The organism is Actinomadura terrae, from assembly GCF_022751215.1.
GTDB classification, from domain to species: Bacteria; Actinomycetota; Actinomycetes; order Streptosporangiales; family Streptosporangiaceae; genus Spirillospora; species Spirillospora terrae.
The window spans coordinates 815,981-834,132 of record NZ_JAICDG010000004.1 but is presented as its reverse complement, the minus strand read 5'-3'; the positions used below and the strand labels follow the sequence as shown (position 1 = coordinate 834,132).

General features: G+C 70.3%; 11 protein-coding genes. 3 read left to right on the top strand and 8 right to left on the bottom strand.

What is annotated here, in order from left to right:
- Positions 1 to 2,004: 2,004 nt before the first annotated feature.
- Both K2F47_RS28400 and K2F47_RS28395 read right to left on the bottom strand, forming a co-directional pair.
- Positions 2,005 to 2,943, bottom strand: a complete 939-nt coding sequence (locus K2F47_RS28400) for a D-alanine--D-alanine ligase family protein (RefSeq protein WP_242908641.1) — start codon at positions 2,941 to 2,943, stop codon at positions 2,005 to 2,007.
- 70 nt (positions 2,944 to 3,013) lie between these two features.
- Positions 3,014 to 4,246 (bottom strand): aminotransferase-like domain-containing protein, encoded by a 1,233-nt coding sequence (locus tag K2F47_RS28395; RefSeq protein ID WP_242908820.1) that lies wholly within the window; start codon positions 4,244 to 4,246, stop codon positions 3,014 to 3,016.
- A 586-nt stretch (positions 4,247 to 4,832) separates the two neighbouring features.
- Here K2F47_RS28395 and K2F47_RS28390 point away from each other — a divergent pair.
- Together K2F47_RS28390 and pafA are read left to right on the top strand one after the other, a co-directional pair.
- Complete coding sequence (locus K2F47_RS28390) at positions 4,833 to 5,375, top strand: GNAT family N-acetyltransferase (RefSeq protein WP_242908640.1); 543 nt, start codon at positions 4,833 to 4,835, stop codon at positions 5,373 to 5,375.
- Positions 5,376 to 6,091: 716 nt separating this feature from the next.
- Positions 6,092 to 7,450: a Pup--protein ligase gene (gene pafA, locus K2F47_RS28385; protein WP_242908639.1), complete on the top strand. Its 1,359-nt coding sequence runs from the start codon at positions 6,092 to 6,094 to the stop codon at positions 7,448 to 7,450.
- A gap of 1,636 nt (positions 7,451 to 9,086) precedes the next feature.
- Here the strand turns inward: pafA and trxB are convergent.
- On the bottom strand, positions 9,087 to 10,040 hold the full coding sequence (gene trxB, locus K2F47_RS28380; RefSeq protein ID WP_242908638.1) for a thioredoxin-disulfide reductase: 954 nt from the start codon (positions 10,038 to 10,040) through the stop codon (positions 9,087 to 9,089).
- 370 nt (positions 10,041 to 10,410) lie between these two features.
- Between trxB and K2F47_RS28375 the strand changes: the two genes are divergently transcribed.
- Positions 10,411 to 10,983 carry a dienelactone hydrolase family protein gene (locus tag K2F47_RS28375; RefSeq protein ID WP_242908637.1) on the top strand — a complete coding sequence of 191 codons (573 nt, stop codon included), beginning with the start codon at positions 10,411 to 10,413 and terminating at the stop codon, positions 10,981 to 10,983.
- 248 nt (positions 10,984 to 11,231) lie between these two features.
- Here the strand turns inward: K2F47_RS28375 and K2F47_RS28370 are convergent, their stop codons facing one another.
- The 5 genes from K2F47_RS28370 to murJ all read right to left on the bottom strand — a co-directional run bounded on the left by K2F47_RS28370 (position 11,232) and on the right by murJ (position 18,151).
- Complete coding sequence (locus K2F47_RS28370; protein WP_242908636.1) at positions 11,232 to 12,017, bottom strand: anti-sigma factor family protein; 786 nt, start codon at positions 12,015 to 12,017, stop codon at positions 11,232 to 11,234.
- Positions 12,014 to 12,622, bottom strand: coding sequence for an RNA polymerase sigma factor SigM (sigM, locus tag K2F47_RS28365; RefSeq protein ID WP_242883905.1), 609 nt, complete (start codon positions 12,620 to 12,622; stop codon positions 12,014 to 12,016). The genes K2F47_RS28370 and sigM overlap by 4 nt, the downstream gene beginning before the upstream one ends.
- Positions 12,623 to 13,130: 508 nt before the next feature.
- Positions 13,131 to 14,729 (bottom strand): protein kinase family protein, encoded by a 1,599-nt coding sequence (locus K2F47_RS28360; protein WP_242908635.1) that lies wholly within the window; start codon positions 14,727 to 14,729, stop codon positions 13,131 to 13,133.
- A 451-nt stretch (positions 14,730 to 15,180) separates the two neighbouring features.
- Complete coding sequence (locus K2F47_RS28355) at positions 15,181 to 15,330, bottom strand: hypothetical protein (protein ID WP_242908634.1); 150 nt, start codon at positions 15,328 to 15,330, stop codon at positions 15,181 to 15,183.
- 1,132 nt (positions 15,331 to 16,462) lie between these two features.
- Positions 16,463 to 18,151, bottom strand: a complete 1,689-nt coding sequence (gene murJ, locus K2F47_RS28350) for a murein biosynthesis integral membrane protein MurJ (protein ID WP_242908633.1) — start codon at positions 18,149 to 18,151, stop codon at positions 16,463 to 16,465.
- Position 18,152 lies beyond the last annotated feature (1 nt).

Genomic DNA, 18,152 nt, shown 5'->3' with positions numbered 1-18,152 from the left:
GACGGCGCTAGACCTGTCGGTGATCGAGGTCGAAGCTGGGTGCACGCAGCCTGGCCGCGACGAGGGATGGCAGCCGGCAGCGTTGGGTGGGACGGCCGGGATGATCCCGAGCGCGAGGCGCGCCGGGGGTGGCTGAGTGCCGCTGGTTAGGGAAACGTCGTCTGTTTAAGAGCGGCATGGCGCGCTGGGCGGCACAGCCTTCTCGCGGACGGCTTGGGCTGCTCGGGAAGCTGCCATGGGTGAATCTTGGGCAGGCGCCGGGGTGAGCCATACGCGGATGTGTATCTGGCAAGAAGTAGCCGTAGTGGAGGGCGCCGGTAGATATGGCTGGTGGTGAAGGCTCCAGGCATGCCGGTGCGGTTTGCGTCGGTCATCCAGTCTCCGGAGCCCCGTCTGGAGGCGCTATTGGAGCGGTGGCAGCGGCACGGTCAGCGATGACGGGACGGCAGTTGCAAGCGTATGCAGGGACTTCGGCGCTGGAGTCGAGCGGGTCGGCGTCGATCACCACCTCGCTCGCCCCGAACCCTGCCGCTACGACCCCGACCGGCTCGGCGACGCGGTGCCGCTGTTCGCCGAGCGCGCCGTCGTCGTCGTCCCTGGCTGGATGCTCACCCCCGCGAGCGGTGGTGGAGGCACACACTCCCGACCGGGTGCGCGTCGATAGGACGGCGCTGTACTCGGCGAGCGCGATGTGTTCGCGGGGTGGGGTGCTGGAGCGCGTCGTGGTCGAAGCTGGCACTGGCCCCCGATGAAGGCCGCCATGCGCGGTCGCGTCCAGCGGGTGCCTCTGCTGGACGTGAGTGGAGAACGACGGGGGGCGTGGATGTTTGGTGTGGAGCGATGGAGATGCGCGTAGGACTTGCCCAGCAGTCCCGCGGGCGAGTCGGCGCCGGTGCGCGCTGGAGCACGCGGCCCCGCGGTCGGTCTACTTCCTCAAGGAGGCCGACTCGCAGGTCCTCGGTAAGCAGATCTGGTGGCCGTTGCGCGAGCATCACCTTCACTCGGACAACTCCCCCGCGGGTTGGCCGCCTGGTGTGGGTGCGGCATTGAGTGATTAACCGCGAGCGGCCTCACATCCCCGCGTCTCCGAGACGACGGGGCCGAACCACGGTTTCGGCGCTTGGTCGCATGGAGGTCTACGTCCACGGAGGGGCGGTGACGGCTTCGTGTCGTGGGCGAGGGGGTGATCTGCGCGGGTGCGGGGCGGACGGCGAATGGCAACCGACCGACTCGCACGCGCCCCGTGAGCAGATCTGGTGCCGTTGCTGCCAGCGTCCCCTTCACCCGACCCTCCTGCGGGTGGGTCGCCAGAGTTGCCATAAAGGCGATCAGCCCGCGAGCGGCCTCGCGTCCCGCGTCTCTCCGAGGTGAGGGGTGCTAACCACGGCTCCGGCGATTGGTCGCGCGGGGCCTTCGTCCACGGGGGCCTCGGTGACGGCGTCGTGTCGTGGGGCGGACGGCGAATGGCGACCAGGCCGACACGCTCGCGGGGCCGCTGCATGGAGGTACCGCCTGCCTACCTGGCCAGGCGCCCCCGAGGAAAGGCGAGGCGGTGATCGGCGCCGACCCGCTCGCCTCCAGCGCCGAAGTCCCTGCATACGCTTGAAGCCGCCGTCCCATAATCGCCGACCGTGCCGCTGCCACCGCTCCAACAGCGCCTCCAGATGCGACTCCGGAGACTGGATGCCCGACACGAACCGGACTGATGCGGATGTGGTGAGCCAGGGCAGCGGGGGGCGGGTCAGCCGTGTTGCGGCTGTCCGACTTTCGCGCGAGAAGACTGGGCGATACCCACGACGCGGAGGCCGCGCGATGGGGGGAGGTGGCGGCGTCACGTGCCCGCACCTCCTGTCGCTCCGCACGCGTTTCGCTGTTCCAGAGGGTGAGGCTTCAGGGCTGTACTCGGGCGCTGCCACCGACCGGGCGCAGGAGGCGGGCGGTCGTCCAGCGGACGGAGCGCCCCGATGTTTCACGGGAAACATCGGGGCGGCGTGGCGGGGTCACCTAGAAGTGGGCGAGGATCAGATCGCGGCAGACCTCGCCGAGGTCGAGGCCGGCGACGCTGACGGCGCGGGGGAGGAGGCTCGTCTCCGTCATGCCGGGGGCGACGTTGACTTCGAGGAAGTGGACCTCGCCGTCCTCGTCGACGATGAGGTCCGTCCGGGAGAGGTCGCGTAGGCCGAGCGCGCGGTGGGCGGTCACGGCGGCGGCGGTCGCGCGTTTGGCAGCGTCGGGGGTGAGGCGGGCGGGGGTGATGAACTCGGTGTCGCCGGCGTCGTAGCGGGCGGTGTAGTCGTACTTGCCGCCGGGGGCGACGATCTCGACGGCGGGGAGGGCGGTCGGTTGGCCGTGGCGTTCGATGACACTGACCGAGACTTCCGTGCCGGAGATGCAGCGCTCGACGAGTGCGGCGTCGCCGTAGGCGAAGCAGCCGACCATGGCGGCCGACAGGTCGGACGCCTCGTTGACGATGGACGCGCCGAGCGCGGAGCCGCCGCGGGTCGGCTTGACGAAGAGGGGCAGCCCGAGGCTCCGGACGATCTGGTCGAGCACGGAGGCGGCGCCGAGATCGTGGAAGACCTCCTTCGGCAGCGCGACCGACTCGGGGGTCCGTAGGCCAGCGCGGCGCACAACGGACTTGGCGGTGGGCTTGTCCCAGGCGATCCGGCACGCGTCGGGGCGGGCGCCGACATAGCGGATGTCGAGGAGTTCGAGGACGTCGCGAATCGAGCCGTCCTCCCCCGCGGCGCCGTGCAGGACGGGGAAGACGGCGTCCGGCGGATCGTCGGTCAGCGAGTCGAGGAGGGTGGCGTCGGCGTCGCGAAGCTCGACGGGGATGTCGAGGGTGCGCAGGGCCTCCGCGACGCGACGTCCAGAACGAAGCGAGACCTCGCGCTCATAGGACAGCCCCCCGGCGAGTACGACGACATGCCCGAGTTCCAATGCAGTTGCCCTTCAGACGTATGAAAACGCGCCGGGGCAGCCCCGACGCGTTTCACGTGAAACATAGGGTTCAGACGACGTCCGGCCCCGGGGTGTGAACACCGGTGGAGCCGCGCTGAGCCGCCCCACCAAAAGTGTCTCGCAGCCTGATCTCCTGTTCCACCACCGCCGCCAGGCGCCGGACGCCCTCGCGGATGCGGTGCGGTTCGGGGAAGCAGTAGGACAGCCGCATGTGACGGTGTCCGGCGCCGTCGGCGTAGAAGCCGGTGCCGGGGACGTAGGCGACGCGATCGGCGATCGCGCGCGGTGCCATCGCCTTGGAGTCGAGCCCCTCGGGGAGCGTCAGCCAGACGAAGAAGCCGCCGGCGGGGCGCGTCCAGGAGCAGCCGTCCGGCATGAGTTGGTCAAGAGAGTCCAGCATCGCGTCACGCCGCGCCCGGTACAGCTCCCGGAAGTCCTTGATCTGCTCGCGCCACGGCTGGGTGGCGAGGTACTCACGGACGGCGAGCTGCGAGAAGTTCGACGGGCACAGGATCGCGGACTCGGCGGCCAGGACCAGTTTGGCGCGGACGGCGTGCGGCGCCAGCACCCAGCCGACGCGGAGGCCGGAGGCGATCGTCTTGGAGAACGATCCGAGGTAGATGACGCGCTCGGCCTCGTCCGCGCGGAGGGCGCGCATCGGTTCGCCGTCGAACCCGAGGAGGCCGTACGGGTTGTCCTCGACGATCAGTACGTCGTGCTCGGCGCAGATCTCGAGGATCTGGGCGCGGCGGGCCGGGGTGAGCGTGACGCCCGCCGGGTTCTGGAAGGTCGGGACGGTGTAGAGGAACTTGACCCTGCGACCTTCCTTGCGGAGGCGGGCGAGGGTCTCGCGGAGCGCGGACGGGATGAGGCCGCCCTCGTCCAGCGGGACGTGGACGACGTCCGCCTGGTACGCGGCGAATGTGCCGAGTGCTCCGACATAGGACGGCGCCTCGGCGAGGATCACATCGCCCGGGTCCACGAAGATCTTCGTGATGAGGTCGAGCGCCTGTTGCGCGCCGACCGTCACGACCACATCGTCCGCGGACGCCCGGACGCCTTCGAGGGACATCACCTCGCAGATGTGCTCGCGCAGCGTCTCGTCCCCCTGCGCCGAGCCGTACTGCAACACCTCCGCGCCCTTGCCCGCGACGAGCTCGCCGATCATCGCGCCGACCGCGTCGAGGGGGAGCGCCGAGACATAGGGCGCGCCGCCCGCGAGGGAGACGACCTCCGGGCGGGCGACCATCGCGAACAGAGCCCGGATCTCCGACGGGACCATGCCGGCGGCACGGGCGGCGTAGCGATCGCTGTAGGCATCTGTCCGCGAGTGCTGTTCCACGAGGCACCTCCGAAGTGGGCTGACTTCCCTGCAAACTACGGCATCGGCCTCGGGATCTTCCGGCGAACCCGCACTGGAGATCCTGTTTGGGGTGGGTGCGTACTCGCTGGACGAGGTGTTCTGGGGTTCTGTGGTCCGTGCCGGCTGCCTTCCGGGACGTGCCAGGGCGGGCCCGGATGGTGCCGCCTGGTGGCTCTGGTTGCCATGTCTTTCGGAGTGGTTGCTCGCTTTGCCCGGCTTTACGAAGCCGTGCCCCGGCGGGGTGTGCTGAGCGGGGGCAGGGAGATCCTCGTCCGATACGATGCCGGAGGGTCCCGGAGGGTTGCCGGGGATTTCCGCGGAGTGGCGTTCCGCCTGAAAGGCCCACGGAAAGGACCGCGTTCGCGCGGCACCTCGGAGGCCTCGTCCAGGCGGGCGAGGCTCGCAACAGGGGGGTGCCGACCCGGTGTCGCGTCGACTCGTCAACATCACGTTGGACAACCTGGACGATCTGCCGCATCGCTGTCGCGGCTGTGTCTTCTGGGAATTGGACCCCGTCAGCCGCGATCGGGCGTTGGAGAGCGGCGACTCCGGCCTTGAGAAGGAGGCGTGGATCTCGTCCACGCTGCTGGAGTGGGGCAGTTGCGGCAAGCTCGTCTATGTCGACAACGTCCCGGCCGGGTTCGTGCTGTACGCGCCGCCGCTGTATGTCCCGCGATCGGTGGCGTTCCCGACAAGTCCCGTGAGCGCGGACGCGGTGCTGCTGATGACCGCGCACATCCTGCCCGAGTTCTCGGGCGGCGGGCTCGGCCGGATGCTCGTCCAGGGCGTCGCGAAGGACCTCACCCGGCGCGCGGTCAAGGCCATCGAGGCGTTCGGCGATCTCAAGGGCGGCGAGGAGATCGGTGGATGCATGGTGCCCGCCGACTATCTCCTCTCGGTCGGGTTCAAGACCATCCGTCCGCATCACCGCTATCCGCGGCTGCGGTTGGAGCTGAAGTCCGCCCTCTCATGGCGTGAGGACGTCGAGGTGGCTCTGGAGAGGCTCCTAGGCTCCATGACTCCGGAAGGTGCGCTCCGACCCGTCTGAGACAGTCTGAGCCGTTTTGTTCGATGGCGTGGGGCGAGGGCAGCGGCCGGCGATGCCGATGTGCTTTCGCGGAATTGCCGTGCAGGACGGCAGGGACTGGAAACCGACTGGGCACGCTGTGAGTGCCGAGCGCATCGTTGAGGCAGCCCGAGCCGAAAGGCTGATCGTCTTCGGCGGGCTGACCTCATAACCGGGCGGCGTCGCGGGGAGTGGCCGTCCGGGACGCGCACTTGGGCCGGCGCGTGGGACGGATCTTCGTGGCGTCGCATGGCTCGTGGTTGTTCGCATCAGCGAGTTGGGCGGTTCGCCCTGGGGCGTGGGGTGACCCGGGCGCTTGTGTGGGTGGTCGGGCTGTGTGGTGCTTGTGTTGTCGGCGGTGCTGGCAGGCGCCCGGAAGCGCTGGTGGCGGGGCTTGTCCTTGGGAGCGGTCGCCTAAGTACTGGCTGGCGGACGGGTCGCGGGGCTGATCGGTGGGCAGCGGGGATGAAGGTTCGGACGTGTGGTTCTTGGGTCGTTGGATTCCGGCGCCGCGGGATCGCCGGGCGCGGCGCTGTCGTTGACGGCTGTGCCGCGTTCCATGCTGGTCGAGGACGTGGTCGCCGTCCAGAGATGAAGCCCGTGACGCCCGGGTGGACCACGGAGCATTGGTTGTGCGGTGGTGGAGCAGGCGCTGGGGGGACTGCCATCTGGGCCTTGGGGCGCATACGCTCGCGTGTGTGGACAGGCGCATCTTCGGGCTTGAGAACGAGTACGGCGTCACCTGTACCTTCCGCGGTCAGCGGCGGTTGTCACCCGATGAGGTGGCGCGTTACCTGTTCCGGCGGGTGGTGTCGTGGGGCCGCAGCAGCAATGTGTTCCTCCGCAACGGCGCGCGGCTCTACCTCGATGTAGGCAGCCACCCCGAGTACTCCACGCCCGAGTGCGACAGCGTCGCCGAACTGGTGACCCACGACAAGGCGGGCGAGCGGATCTTGGAGGAGCTTCAGGTCGATGCCGAGCGGCGACTGGGTGAGGAGGGCATCGCCGGGGAGATCTATGTGTTCAAGAACAACACCGACTCGGCCGGCAACTCCTACGGCTGCCACGAGAACTACTGCATCGGCCGCCAGGGCGAGTTCGGGCGCTTGGTGGATGCTCTGCTCCCCTATCTGGTGACCCGACAGCTCATCGCCGGCGCCGGGAAGGTGCTCCAGACCCCGCGGGGCGCGGTTTACTGCGTGTCGCAGCGGGCCGAGCACATCTGGGAGGGCGTGTCGTCGGCGACGACGCGGTCGCGACCGATCATCAACACCCGCGACGAGCCGCACGGTGATGCCGAGCGGTTCCGTCGGCTGCACGTGATCGTCGGCGACTCGAACATGAGCGAGACGACGATGCTGCTGAAGGTCGGCGCGACCGACCTGGTGCTGCGGATGATCGAGGCCGGGGTGGTGATACGCGACCTGACGCTGGAGAACCCGATCCGGGCGATCCGCGAGGTCAGCCACGACACCACCGGACGCCGCAAGCTCCGGCTGGCCAACGGCCGCGAGGTAAGCCCACTGGAGATTCAGAAGGAGTACCTCGGCAAAGCCAAGGACTTCATCGACCGACGCGGCGGCGACGCGGTGGCGCTGCGCGTGCTGGAGCTGTGGGAGCGGACCCTGCGTGCGGTGGAGACCGGCGACCTCGACCTGGTGGCCCGAGAGATCGACTGGGTGACCAAGTACCAGCTCATCGAGCGGTACCGTCGCAAGTACGACCTGGCGCTGTCCTCGCCGCGGGTGGCGCAGCTCGATCTGGCCTACCACGACGTGCGCCGCGATCGCGGTTTGTACTACCTCCTGGACAAGCGCGGCTCGGTAGAGCGCGTGGCGCGGGAGGCGGACATCGTCCAGGCCCAGTCGGTACCGCCGCAGACCACCCGCGCCCGGTTGCGCGGCGAGTTCATCCGCGCGGCGCAGGAGAAGCGCCGCGACTACACCGTCGACTGGGTGCATCTGAAGCTCAACGACCAGACCCAGCGCACCGTCCTGTGCAAGGACCCCTTCCGCTCCATCGACGAACGCGTCGACAAACTCATCGCCGACATGTGACAGACCAGGTTCCTCCAAGCCCCCACGACCGACCGACCCTCCGGCCGAGGTCGGAGGTCTCCGCTAGAGGACGCAGCGCGCCACCAACTACGGCCAGATGCCACACGGTGCAGCGCCTGAGGATCTCAACGGCCTCGGGGTGATCTACTTCCCCTCCCAGGTGGCGACCCCTCGTGGTGGGGGCCGCCGAGCCGGACAAGTGCGCCGACGCGGGCGACGACCGTGATCGGCTCAACCTTGGCGCCGATGAGGTGTCGCCCCTCCGCGCGGGCGGCACTGTCCGGTCTCCGGACCCCCGGACCCCCGGACGCCGGACCCCGGACGCCGGACCTCGGTCACCGGACGCCCGAGACCTGACCTCGGTCACCGGACCCCAACGCCGGGCCGACGGATGTCGGACGACGGGGCGCGGGGAGGCTGGACGCCAGGACGCCAGGACGCCAGGACGACGGCGCGAGGGGGCGACGGAACGACGGGCGGCGGCGCGGGAGCGACGTCTCGCATCCCCAGGCGACAGCTGATCGGCTGCGCGACGGCGCTGTCTAGGCGGCGGTCGCTCGTCTGCCCCAGGGTTCCTGGGGGGCCTTGCTGGCAAGAAGGCGCTGCGGCGGCGCGTCTCGGCCCTTCGGCAGTGGACGGATGGAGCCGCTGCCGCACCGGCCTGCCGTGGCGATCACGGAAATTCGGTGTCGACGACCTGCGTGCCCTCGCCAGTGACCCCGCGCTCGGACGGTCGTGTCCCGTTGCTCCGGTCCCTGCTGTCGCCTGGGCTGCACGGGCTTCGCCTTCGCAGATCCGGCCGTGGTCGTCTGCCTACTCGGCCATCTCGCCCGGCCGGTCCGGATGTGCTGTCGCCGGGGTGAGGTTGCGTGGCGGACGTGACGCGCGACGGGCGACGGCGCGTGGCTGTGTTGTCGCCTGGGCGTACGAAGGTTCGGCCACGTCATCTTCTTGTTCGCTGGGCGGGTCCGGACGTGATGTCGCGGGCGGGAGTGCGCAGGGAGTGACGGGCGACGCGGCGGCTGTGTGGTGGTTGGGCTACGGATTCTTCTTGCGCAGGCCCAAGCGTCGCCTGGCCGGTTTCGGTACGGGGCGTCGCACATGTGCCTGTTGCAGGGCGGAGCGGGCAAGGGGCGAGGACGTCTCGGCTGTTGTCGTCGACCAGCATGGCCGTGTCGCTTCGCCGCGTGGCCGATCGGCAGTTGCGGTGCCTGGCGATAGACGGCGACGGGCTGTCTGGGTTGCGTCGGCTCTGGCCTGAGCCTGTGCAGCTAGTCCGGGCTAAGGCGAGGACGCCCGTCTGCCTGCTCGGTCGTGTCGCTTTGTCGGTGGGTCGTTGCGGTGCCTGGCGACCGACTGCCGGGGTTGGTCGGGTCTGGCTCATGTCCGTCCGGCTACCCCGGGCGCGACGTCGGGGAGACGACGCGCCGGCCGTGTCGTCGTCTGGTCCGGCGACGACTCGGCCGGGCGTCGTGCCTGTGCCGAGGTCCGGACGCGACGTCGCCGGACGCGACGGCTCCTGCGGACGTCCGGGGCGTTCATGCGTCGCCGCCCGGCACCGCGCGCGACCGTCGTGGCGTGCGTCGCGCTCGTGTTACGCGGTTGTGCGCCGTGCGTCCGGGGTGCCGAGTCTTGGTCAGAGCTGGGGGACGGTCTCGGCGGCGTCCTGGTCCTGGAGCCAGTGCTCGGCGTCGATCGCGGCCGCGCACCCGCTGCCGGCGGCGGTGATCGCCTGGCGGTAGATGTGGTCGACCACGTCGCCGCAGGCGAACACCCCGGGGATCTTCGTCTTCGTCGTGGGCGCGTCCACGAGCAGGTAGCCGTCGGTGTCGGTTTCGAGCTGCCCGGCGAACAGTTCGCTGCGCGGGTCGTGGCCGATCGCGATGAACAGTCCGGTGACGTCCAGCCGGCTCTCCTCGCCGGTCTTGACGTTGCGCGTCTGGACACCGGTGATGCGGTCGTCGCCGTGGACCTCGACGACCTCGCTGTCCCACAGGAATTTGATCTTCTCGTTGGCGAACGCGCGCTCCTGCATGATCTTGGACGCGCGCAGCTCGTTCCGACGGTGGATCACCGTGACCGAGCGGGCGAACTTGGTCAGGAAGATCGCTTCTTCCATCGCGGTGTCGCCACCGCCGACGACGGCGATGTCCTGCTCGCGGAAGAAGAAGCCGTCACAGGTCGCGCACCACGAGACGCCCCGTCCGGACAGGCGCTTCTCGTTCTCCAGGCCCAGCTCACGGTAGCCGGAGCCGGTGGCGACGATCACGGCCCGCGCGAGGTAGGTCTCGTCGCCGACTTTCACGACCTTCGGGTCGGCGGTCAGGTCGACCTCGGTGACATCGTCGGTGATCAGCTCGGCGCCGAACCGCTCGGCCTGCTTGCGCAGGTTGTCCATGAGGTCGGGGCCCATGACGCCATCGGGGAACCCGGGGAAGTTCTCCACGTCGGTGGTGTTCATCAGCGCACCACCGGCGGTCACAGACCCCTCGAACACCAGCGGCTTCAGGTCACCGCGGGCCGCGTAGATCGCGGCGGTGTAGCCCGCGGGGCCCGAGCCGATGACGATGACGTTACGGACGTCGCTCACTGTTCTGTGCCTCTCCTCGTTGGCCTTGGTGCCGGACGATCTCTCGTTGGCCGCCACGGTGTCCGCCTCCCGTGCTCCATCCCGTTCTGTCGCCCACGGATGGTGCTCGTCCCGGCCCGACCAGGCCTGCCAGTCGCCACAACCGATCCTAAGCCCCAAGGATTCCCATTGCCCGAGCGACCGAGCCCTGTGGATAACCCTGCCCGCCCGCCATCCGCCGCCCTTCGCGCCACCCGCCGGACGGCCTCCGACGCATGCGACCGCCGCTCAGGTCATGTCGCGCGGCAGACGCATGGGACGCCGGCGCGGCCCGTCCGACACCCGTTTCCGCAGCCCGGCGAAGCCGCTGATCTGCCCATAGGCTGTGCGCATGGCTCGTATCTTGCTTATCCACTCGATGTACGGACTCCGTCCCGCCGTCCACCAGGCGGCGGATCTGCTGCGCGACGCCGGGCACGAGGTCCACGTCCCGGATCTTTATGACGGACGCACCGTGGACACCGCCGAGGAGGGCATCGCGATCAAGGAGGAGATCGGCCGGGACGAGTTGCTGCGTCGCGCGGTCGCCGCTGCGGCGCCCCTGACCGTCGAGGGCGGCGTGGTGTACGCGGGGTTCTCGCTCGGCGCCGCCCTCGCGCAGAACCTGGCGCTGGCGGACGAGAAAGCGCGCGGTCTGCTGCTGATGCACGGTACGTCCGACCTGGCGGACGACGCGTCCACCGACATTCCGGTGCAGTTCCATGTCGCCGACCCGGACACCTACGAGCCCGTCGACTGGGTGAACGCCTGGTACCTGCGGATGATCAAGGCGGGCGCGGACGTCGAGGTCTTCCGGTATCGCGGCGCCGGCCACCTGTTCACCGACCCCGAACTGCCGGACTACGACGCCGAGGCCGCCGAGCGCGCCTGGGCGGTCGCCCTCGACTTCCTGGCCCCGCTCTGACCTGAAGAGCGCCGTTTTGAGCGCGATCACGAGCCGCCCCAGGAGTCGCAGCGGTCAGCCCCACGAACCGCGACGGGCAGGCGAAGGACGAGAGCCCCGCGTCCCAAGCCGCAGCCGCTGACCTCACGGCGAAAGGCCGTGGACGGCATGCCAAAGCATGCCGTCCACGGCCGTGCTGACCTTCCGGTCGTCAAAAGGTGATCAAGAGCCCCGGGCAAGGGGCGAAGCCGCCGGCCGCAGAACGACGATCAGGCCGGTTCGTGCTTGAGAATGTGCGGATTCTGGGCGGTGCAGTCGGGCCCCACGACCCAGACGTTCCAGCTGCCCGGCTTGGCGCCACGGATCGCGATCACCGTGGCCTGCTCGCCCTCGAAGGTGGCCCGGTCCACGAGCGCGGGTGCCCTTCCGCGGGTGACGCCGTTGACGCAGCCCGCGAGCCGCTGGTCGGGCGGGTCGCCGTAGAGCTTCGTCCGCTCCTGGTCGCCTATCAGCCGGTCGACCTGGCGTCCCAGGTCATCGGTGTTGTAGTCGGTGCCGCTACGCGCGACGACATAGGACGGGGCGTTCAGCATGGTCTGGCCGGAGGGCGACTGCGGAGCCGCGCCGGAGGCCGTCCGATTCTTGCCCGGGTCCTGGACGGGACTCCGCGCGACGCTCTGATGGCTGCCGCCGTCCGACTCGTCCAGGGCGATCTTGCTAACCACCGCTCCGCCGCCGAGCACGACCACCGTAGCGGCCGCCGCCGACAGTATCCGCCAATGCCGCCTTCCGCGCCGCTGCTCCATGCTCACGACGGTGGCGTTGTTCAGCGACTCCGCCGCGATGGCGGAGTCGATGCGTTCGGCCAGCTCCGCGGGCATGGACGGGACGGGTGCCTCCGCCAGTATCCGGGAGACGTCCGCAAGGTCGGCGGACAGGTCACGGCATTCGGCGCAGGTGTCGAGGTGCGCGTTGACGGAGGCGGCCTGGTCGTCTTCGAGTAGTCCTTCGGCCAGGTCGGCCAGGACGTCGTAGTCAAGGTGCGCGGGGTTCATTTGGGCATGCCACCTCCTTCCACACCTCCGACGTTCCTGGGCTCCCGTCGGTTCCGATGGTGGACGAGAAGTGGGGCGAGCCTCGCCCGTCCGCGCGCGCAACGGCTCTTGATCGTCCCGGGCGGCACCTCCAGGACCTTCGCCGCGTCGTCGACCGAATACCCCATCATGTCCACGAGGACGAGCGCCGCACGCTGCTCGTACGGCAGGTGCAGGAGGGCCTTGTGGACGTCAAGGGACACGCCGTGCGCGTCCGTCGGGTCGGGCATCTTCGGCGCGATGGCGTCGAACGTCGCGTCATCGCCCATCGGCGTCGCGGGCCGGACGGACTTCCGCCTGATCCGGTCGAGGCACGCGTTGACGACGATCCGGTGCAGCCACGTGGTGACGGCCGCGTCGCCACGGAAGCGCGCGGCGGCGCGGAACGCCGAAAGGCACGCGTCCTGTAGGGCGTCCGCCGCCTCCTCCGGGTCGCCGAGCGTCCGCAGCGCGACCGCCCACATGCGGTCGCGGTGCCGGTGCACCAGCTCGGCGAACGCATGCGGGTCCCCCTCGGCGTGCCTGGCCAGGAGCTCCTTGTCAGGCATCTCGTCCACACGACGCATGCTCACCGACGCCATGAGCGACCGCTTTCTCGTCCTGGACGCCCGGGCTGCCCGGTCGTTGCCGGGCTTACGCGACCGGCCGCGGCTGCTGGGGTAGACACCACAGATTCCTGGGGGGAGGGGATGTTCCGTTTACAGGCACGATACCGACAAGCGCCACTCCACGTCACAGCTCGCGACCCCCGTCCGTTCCCTTGCCCAGTCCTGGGAACGCCCTGTTCCACCGGATGACGCCCCCCGGCCCCGGCTTATCCACAGAACGACGTTCCACTTTTCTTGCCGACGCAGATATTCGACCATGAACGTAGCGGGTTCGGGCGGGCCTGGGCACCCTGCCGGCCCGAGATCCATCCCTCCGACTTCGAGGAGGCCACAGGGTAGGTGAGCGGGGCGAACCCATGAAGAGCGGGAGTGATCGGAAATGAGGAGGTGGGAGCGGAGTTAGAGAAGCGTGCCGAGTCAGTGGGGGAGCCGGGTTATGAGCTGGGCCATCAGGGGCCGGAGGCGGTCAGCTCGCCGTGCCGTAGACGGCGATTTCGCCGATCTTGCCCTTGAGCGAGGAGGGAAGCTTGGTGAACCACACGAGGATGTACTGTCCGGAGACCTGCGGGCTCACGGAGAACGTCAGTTCGCCGCCGGTCCCCGCTTGTCGGCCGACGGGACGCAGGTCGCCGGACGGCGAATTGCCGATCTTGACCTGTAGGACGCCGCCGACCTCGGGCGTGTGGACCTTGATGCCGGAGATCTTGACCGGTCGTCCCATGTTGAGCACGACGCCGATGCCCCTGGAGTAGTTGCCGAACTCGGTGTCGGCGTAGCTCTGGGTCTCCCAGGTCGTGCCCGGCTTCCCGTCGACGACCAGATCGGTGTTCCGCTGGAACGCCTGGTCGTGGTGGCCGCCGACCGGCTTCTCGAAACCGGTCACGTTCTGGACGGCCAGCTTGCTCACGCTCGGCTTGGGGGGCGCGGACGTCTTGTTCGGATCGGTGACGCCGGCGCCCTTGGGCTCGTGGCCCGAGTCCTTGTCGGTGAGCGCCCAGGCGCCGAGGCCGACGATGACCGTCAGCGCGGCGGCGGCGACGCCGAGGAGCGCGCGGTTGGCGGGACGCCGCGGCATGCCCGTCGTGGCGTCGGCCGGGGCGGTGGGCGCGGGCGGCATGGTGTTGCCGTGCTCGGCCCGGGCCCGCGGTTCCGGGATCTGCGCGGCCGGTCGGGTGGCAGCATGCTGGCGCTGGCGTGCGGGAGCCGGGCCGGCTGGCGGAGGCGCCGCGTGCTTGTGCGCCGGCGGGGCCACCGGGGCGGGACGCGGAGGCGGCGGCGGGGAGTTGCCGAGGCCCGCGAACAGCGGCAACGGCGTGCGCGGCACACCGCGCAACGCCTTGGCCAGGTCGGCGGGGGTGGTGAGCGGCTCGGCCTCGCCGAGGCCGAGGCAACGGCAGACGATCGCGTCGACCGCGTGCGAGATCCCGGCCTGTACCTGCCGGGGAGCCTGGGGCACGCCGCCGACCTGGGGAGCGGGCGGCAGGTCGGAACCCTCGTCGCCCGGCCAGTGGGCGGTGAGCGCCGCGTACAGCATGCGGCCGAGCCCGCGAACGTCCTCGGCCGCCGGGTCGTCGGCGTAGCGGTCGCCGAGCACGGCGTCGGTGGCGACACCGAGGAGCTTGACGGTGCCGCCGGTCGTCCAGACGAGGTCACGGGGGGTGAGGCACAGGTGGGCCAACCCGGCGGCGTGCGCGGCGGCCATCGCCTCGGCCGCCTCGTACAGCAACGTCGCGGCGCGTCCAGGCTCCAGCGGCGCCTTGCCGAGCATCTGCTCCAGCGTCTCGCCGACGACCCACTCGCTCACGACATAGGCGCTCTCACCACTGTCGTCGGCGTCGAACACCTGGGTCAGACGCGGATCGGTGAGCCGGCTGGCGGCGCGCGCCGAGGTGACGACCTCGCCGACGCGGGGGAACTCGGGATCGAACGTGCGGACGGCGACGGCCCGGGCAAGGATCTCGTCGATGGCCTTCCAAAGCGCCGATCCGCCCGAATCGTTGATGCGCTTTTCAAGCCGGTAGCGGCCGGCGAGACGTGTGCCGGGCTCGATGACTGACGTGCTCAAGGCAGCGTCCTGCACAGGTGGTCAGATCCCATGTTCGTGGCGTGGCAGCTTACGCCTCCGACCCTCCTCTTTGCGTTCCCCAGGGTGTCGCCCCGCAAGCCGTAGTCCCCCACATGGTAGTGGCTACTCGCACGAGTGGCCTCCTTATCGCCGCGCGTCCTGTGTACTTTGCCTCGCTTTACCAACCAGCCCGGACCCGGTAACCGACCAGCCACCCTTCCAGCACATTTGATCACCTGACCCACCCCACCCCCAACGAACACGCCCCAACCAACCACCCACCCAAACCCCACCGGTCCCTCCCCCACCCCCACCACCCCGCCGCCCACCCAACCGCGGCCCACCGCCCCCCACCGCCATCCGCCGTCGCCCCGCCCGCCCTCGCCCCGCCCGCCGTCCCCGCAGCCCGCCGTCCCATCATTCGCCGCCCCGCCGCACGCCGCCCCGCCGCTCACTGCCCCGCCGCGTGCCGCTGCGCCGCCCGCCCTCCCGCCATCCGCCGCGCGCGGCCCGTCCTGTCGTCCGCCGTCCTGTTGCCCGCCAGCCCGACGCGCGCTGCCCCGCCGCCCCACCGTCCGTCCTCCCGCCATCCGCCGCGCACCGCTCGCCGATCGCCTTGTCACCCCCGGTCCGTCATCCGCCGCCCCGCCGTCCGCTACTCCGCCGTCCCGCCCGTCCCGCCATCCGCCGCCCGTCGCCCGCCGCCTCCTCATTCGCCGCCCCGACGCGTGCAGCCCGCCGTCCCGCCATCCGCCGCGCGCCGCTCGCGCTGTCGCCCGCCGCCCCGTCATCAGTTGCCCCGCACCATCGCCCGCCGCCCTGTCGCTCACCGTCCCGTCATCTGCCGCGCGCCGCCCGCCCTGTCGCTCACCGGCCCCGACGTGTGCCGCTCCGCCGCCCGCCGTCCCCCATCCGCCGCTCGCCGCGCGCCTTGTCGCCCGCTGCTCCGTGATCTGCCGCCCCGCTCCATCGCCCGCCGCCCGGTCGCTCACCGCCCCCGTCGCTCAAGGCCCCGTCGGCTGCCGCTTCGCGGCCCGCCGTCCCGCCATCCGCCGTCCCGCCATCCGCCGCCCTGTCGCTCAGTCGCCCTGTCGCCCTGTCGCCCTGTCGCTCACCGCACTATCACCCGCCGGCCCGTCGCCCGGCTCACCGCCCTACTCGCAGCCTCGGCTCCGTGGCCCCGGTTCTGGCGTCCCGGCGCTCGCGCTGTCGGCAACCGTCGCTGTCGGTTGTCCCGCTGCCCTGCCCAAGCGACCAACGGCCCGATTTTGCGGCCCCTCGCCATTCTGCTGACTTGGTCTATCGGCCGTCGTGCCACAGCGGGGACCGCTCGGTGATCGACGCGCAAACGGGGAGGGTTCGGCGTTCGCGTTCACCGGCCGGGCACCCGCTCGCGGACCTCGTCCACCCCCAGCGCCTCCGGCTTCGCCCACGCTTGCGGGTCCCACGCGCGGCGCGCCTGGTCGGCGGGTGTCCCGCTCAGTAGATCCCGCTTTTCGTCCTGCGGCTCTGTTTGGCGGCCGCCGTTCTGCTCCGTTGGCGCGCTGCGCTGCTCGATCGCCCAGATTCCTCGGCCCGCCGTACTGCTCGATCGGCTTACTGCCCTGCTGAATCAGTCGGTAGGTGGGCCTTGGTGATGCGTTGGCTCGCTGGGCTGCTTGGTCGTGTGGTTGCTGTTCTGGTCGGGCGGCCTGGCGTGCTGGTGCTTGGTGCTTTTGCGGTTTGCGGGGTGGTTAGCGGCCTGGGATTCGGGAGGAGATGGTGGTGAGCATTGTCTGGACTTCGCCGACCCGGAGGAGTTTGGCGAAGAGCAGGTAGAGGATGCCGCCTCCGGCGCTGCCTACTACCAGGGTTGCCAGGCCGGGGAGGAGGCCTTCGCCCAGGGCCGCGTCCACCACGGCGTGGATGGCGTAGGCGAAGCCGACCAGGGGCCAGATGGCCACGGCCAGCTTGAGGTAGGTGAGGGCGATGCGGCGGCCGTCCATGCCGCCCAGGCGGCGGCGGAGGATGGCCCAGCCGACGAAGGCGCCCACCGTCTGGGCCAGGGCGAAACCGGCGGCGATGCCCACGATGATCTTGTCGGTGGGCAGGGTCTTGTAGGCGGCGAAGGCCATGGTGATGTTGGTGATGACGACGGCGATGCTGACGAAGGCGGGGGTGCGGGTGTCCTGCATGGCGTAGAAGACGCGCAGCATGAGCTGGTACGCGGCGAACGGGACGAGGGCGATCGAGAACATCTCCAGGACGTTCGCGATGACCTGGGCGTTGGAGGCGGTGGTCTGGCCGTGTGCGAACAGGACGGTGGTGATCTCGCCGGCGAGCGTCGCCATCAGGGCGGCGGCGGGCAGGATGATCACTGAGCAGAGGCGGAGGCCGCTGGAGAAGTCGTCGCGGACCTCGCCCATCCGGTTCGCGGCGGCGTGCTCGCTCATCCGGGGCAGCAGGGCGGTGATCACCGAGACGCCGATGATCGCGTAGGGGAGCTGGAAGAGCTGGTAGGCGTTGAAGTAGGGGGTGTATCCGACGTCGCCGAGGTGCTCCTTGCGGCCGAGGACGCCGGCCGCGTTGCCGAGGGACGTCGTGACCGCGAATCCGACCTGGGTGATGATGACGTAGCTGAGCGTCCAGACGGCCATGCGGCCCATCTGGCCGAGTTCGCCCTTGCGGAAGTCGAGGCGGGGACGCCAGCGGAAGCCGGAGCCGCGCAGGGACGGCCAGAGCGCCAGGGTCTGGAGCGCCATGCCGCCGATGGTGCCGCCCGCGAGGAGGGTCACCTCGGCGCCCGTGATCGAGCCGGGCGTGACCGTTCCGGTGCTGACCAGCAGGAACGCGCCGGCCGTCCCGCAGATCACGATGTTGTTGAGCACCGGCGCCCACATCGGGGCGCCGAACCGCTTGCGGGTGTTGAGGATCGCTCCGGAGAACGCGCTGACGCCGAGGAAGAAGATCTGCACGGCGAAGAGGCGCGCGAACAGGACGGCGAGGTCGCGCTGCTCGCCCTCCATCGCGCCGCCGTAGATCGAGATGAAGACGGGGCCGAGCAGCACCGCGACGACGGTGATCAGCGCGAGGCCTAGGACGGCCAGGGTGAACAGGCGCTGCTCGTAGCGGTCGCCGTAGGCGGGGTCGCGTTCGCGCGCGCGGACGATCAGCGGTACGACCACGGCGGTCAGGACGCCGCCGAGCAGCAGGTCGTAGACGATGAACGGGACGGTGTTCGCGGTGTTGTAGGCGTCCGCCAGCGCGCCGACGCCGAGGGCGGCGACGAGCATGGCGGTGCGCAGGAAGCCGGTGACGCGGGACGCGAGCGTGCCTATGGCCATCACCGCGCCCGACTTCAGGATGCCGGACGCGCCGCCCTTTTCGTCGTCTCCCCCGGGCGGGACGTCCACGACGGTCTCCGACGACGGACGGCCCGGCACC

Bases quoted from the DNA above. Each gene is read 5' to 3' on its own strand.
- K2F47_RS28370 (WP_242908636.1), bottom strand. From the start codon at position 12,017: ATGAACCCCGCGCACCTTGACTACGACGTCCTGGCCGACCTGGCCGAA.
- K2F47_RS28375 (WP_242908637.1), top strand. From the start codon at position 10,411: ATGGCTCGTATCTTGCTTATCCACTCGATGTACGGACTCCGTCCCGCC.
- K2F47_RS28395 (WP_242908820.1), bottom strand. From the start codon at position 4,246: ATGGTCCCGTCGGAGATCCGGGCTCTGTTCGCGATGGTCGCCCGCCCG.
- sigM (WP_242883905.1), bottom strand. From the start codon at position 12,622: ATGCGTCGTGTGGACGAGATGCCTGACAAGGAGCTCCTGGCCAGGCAC.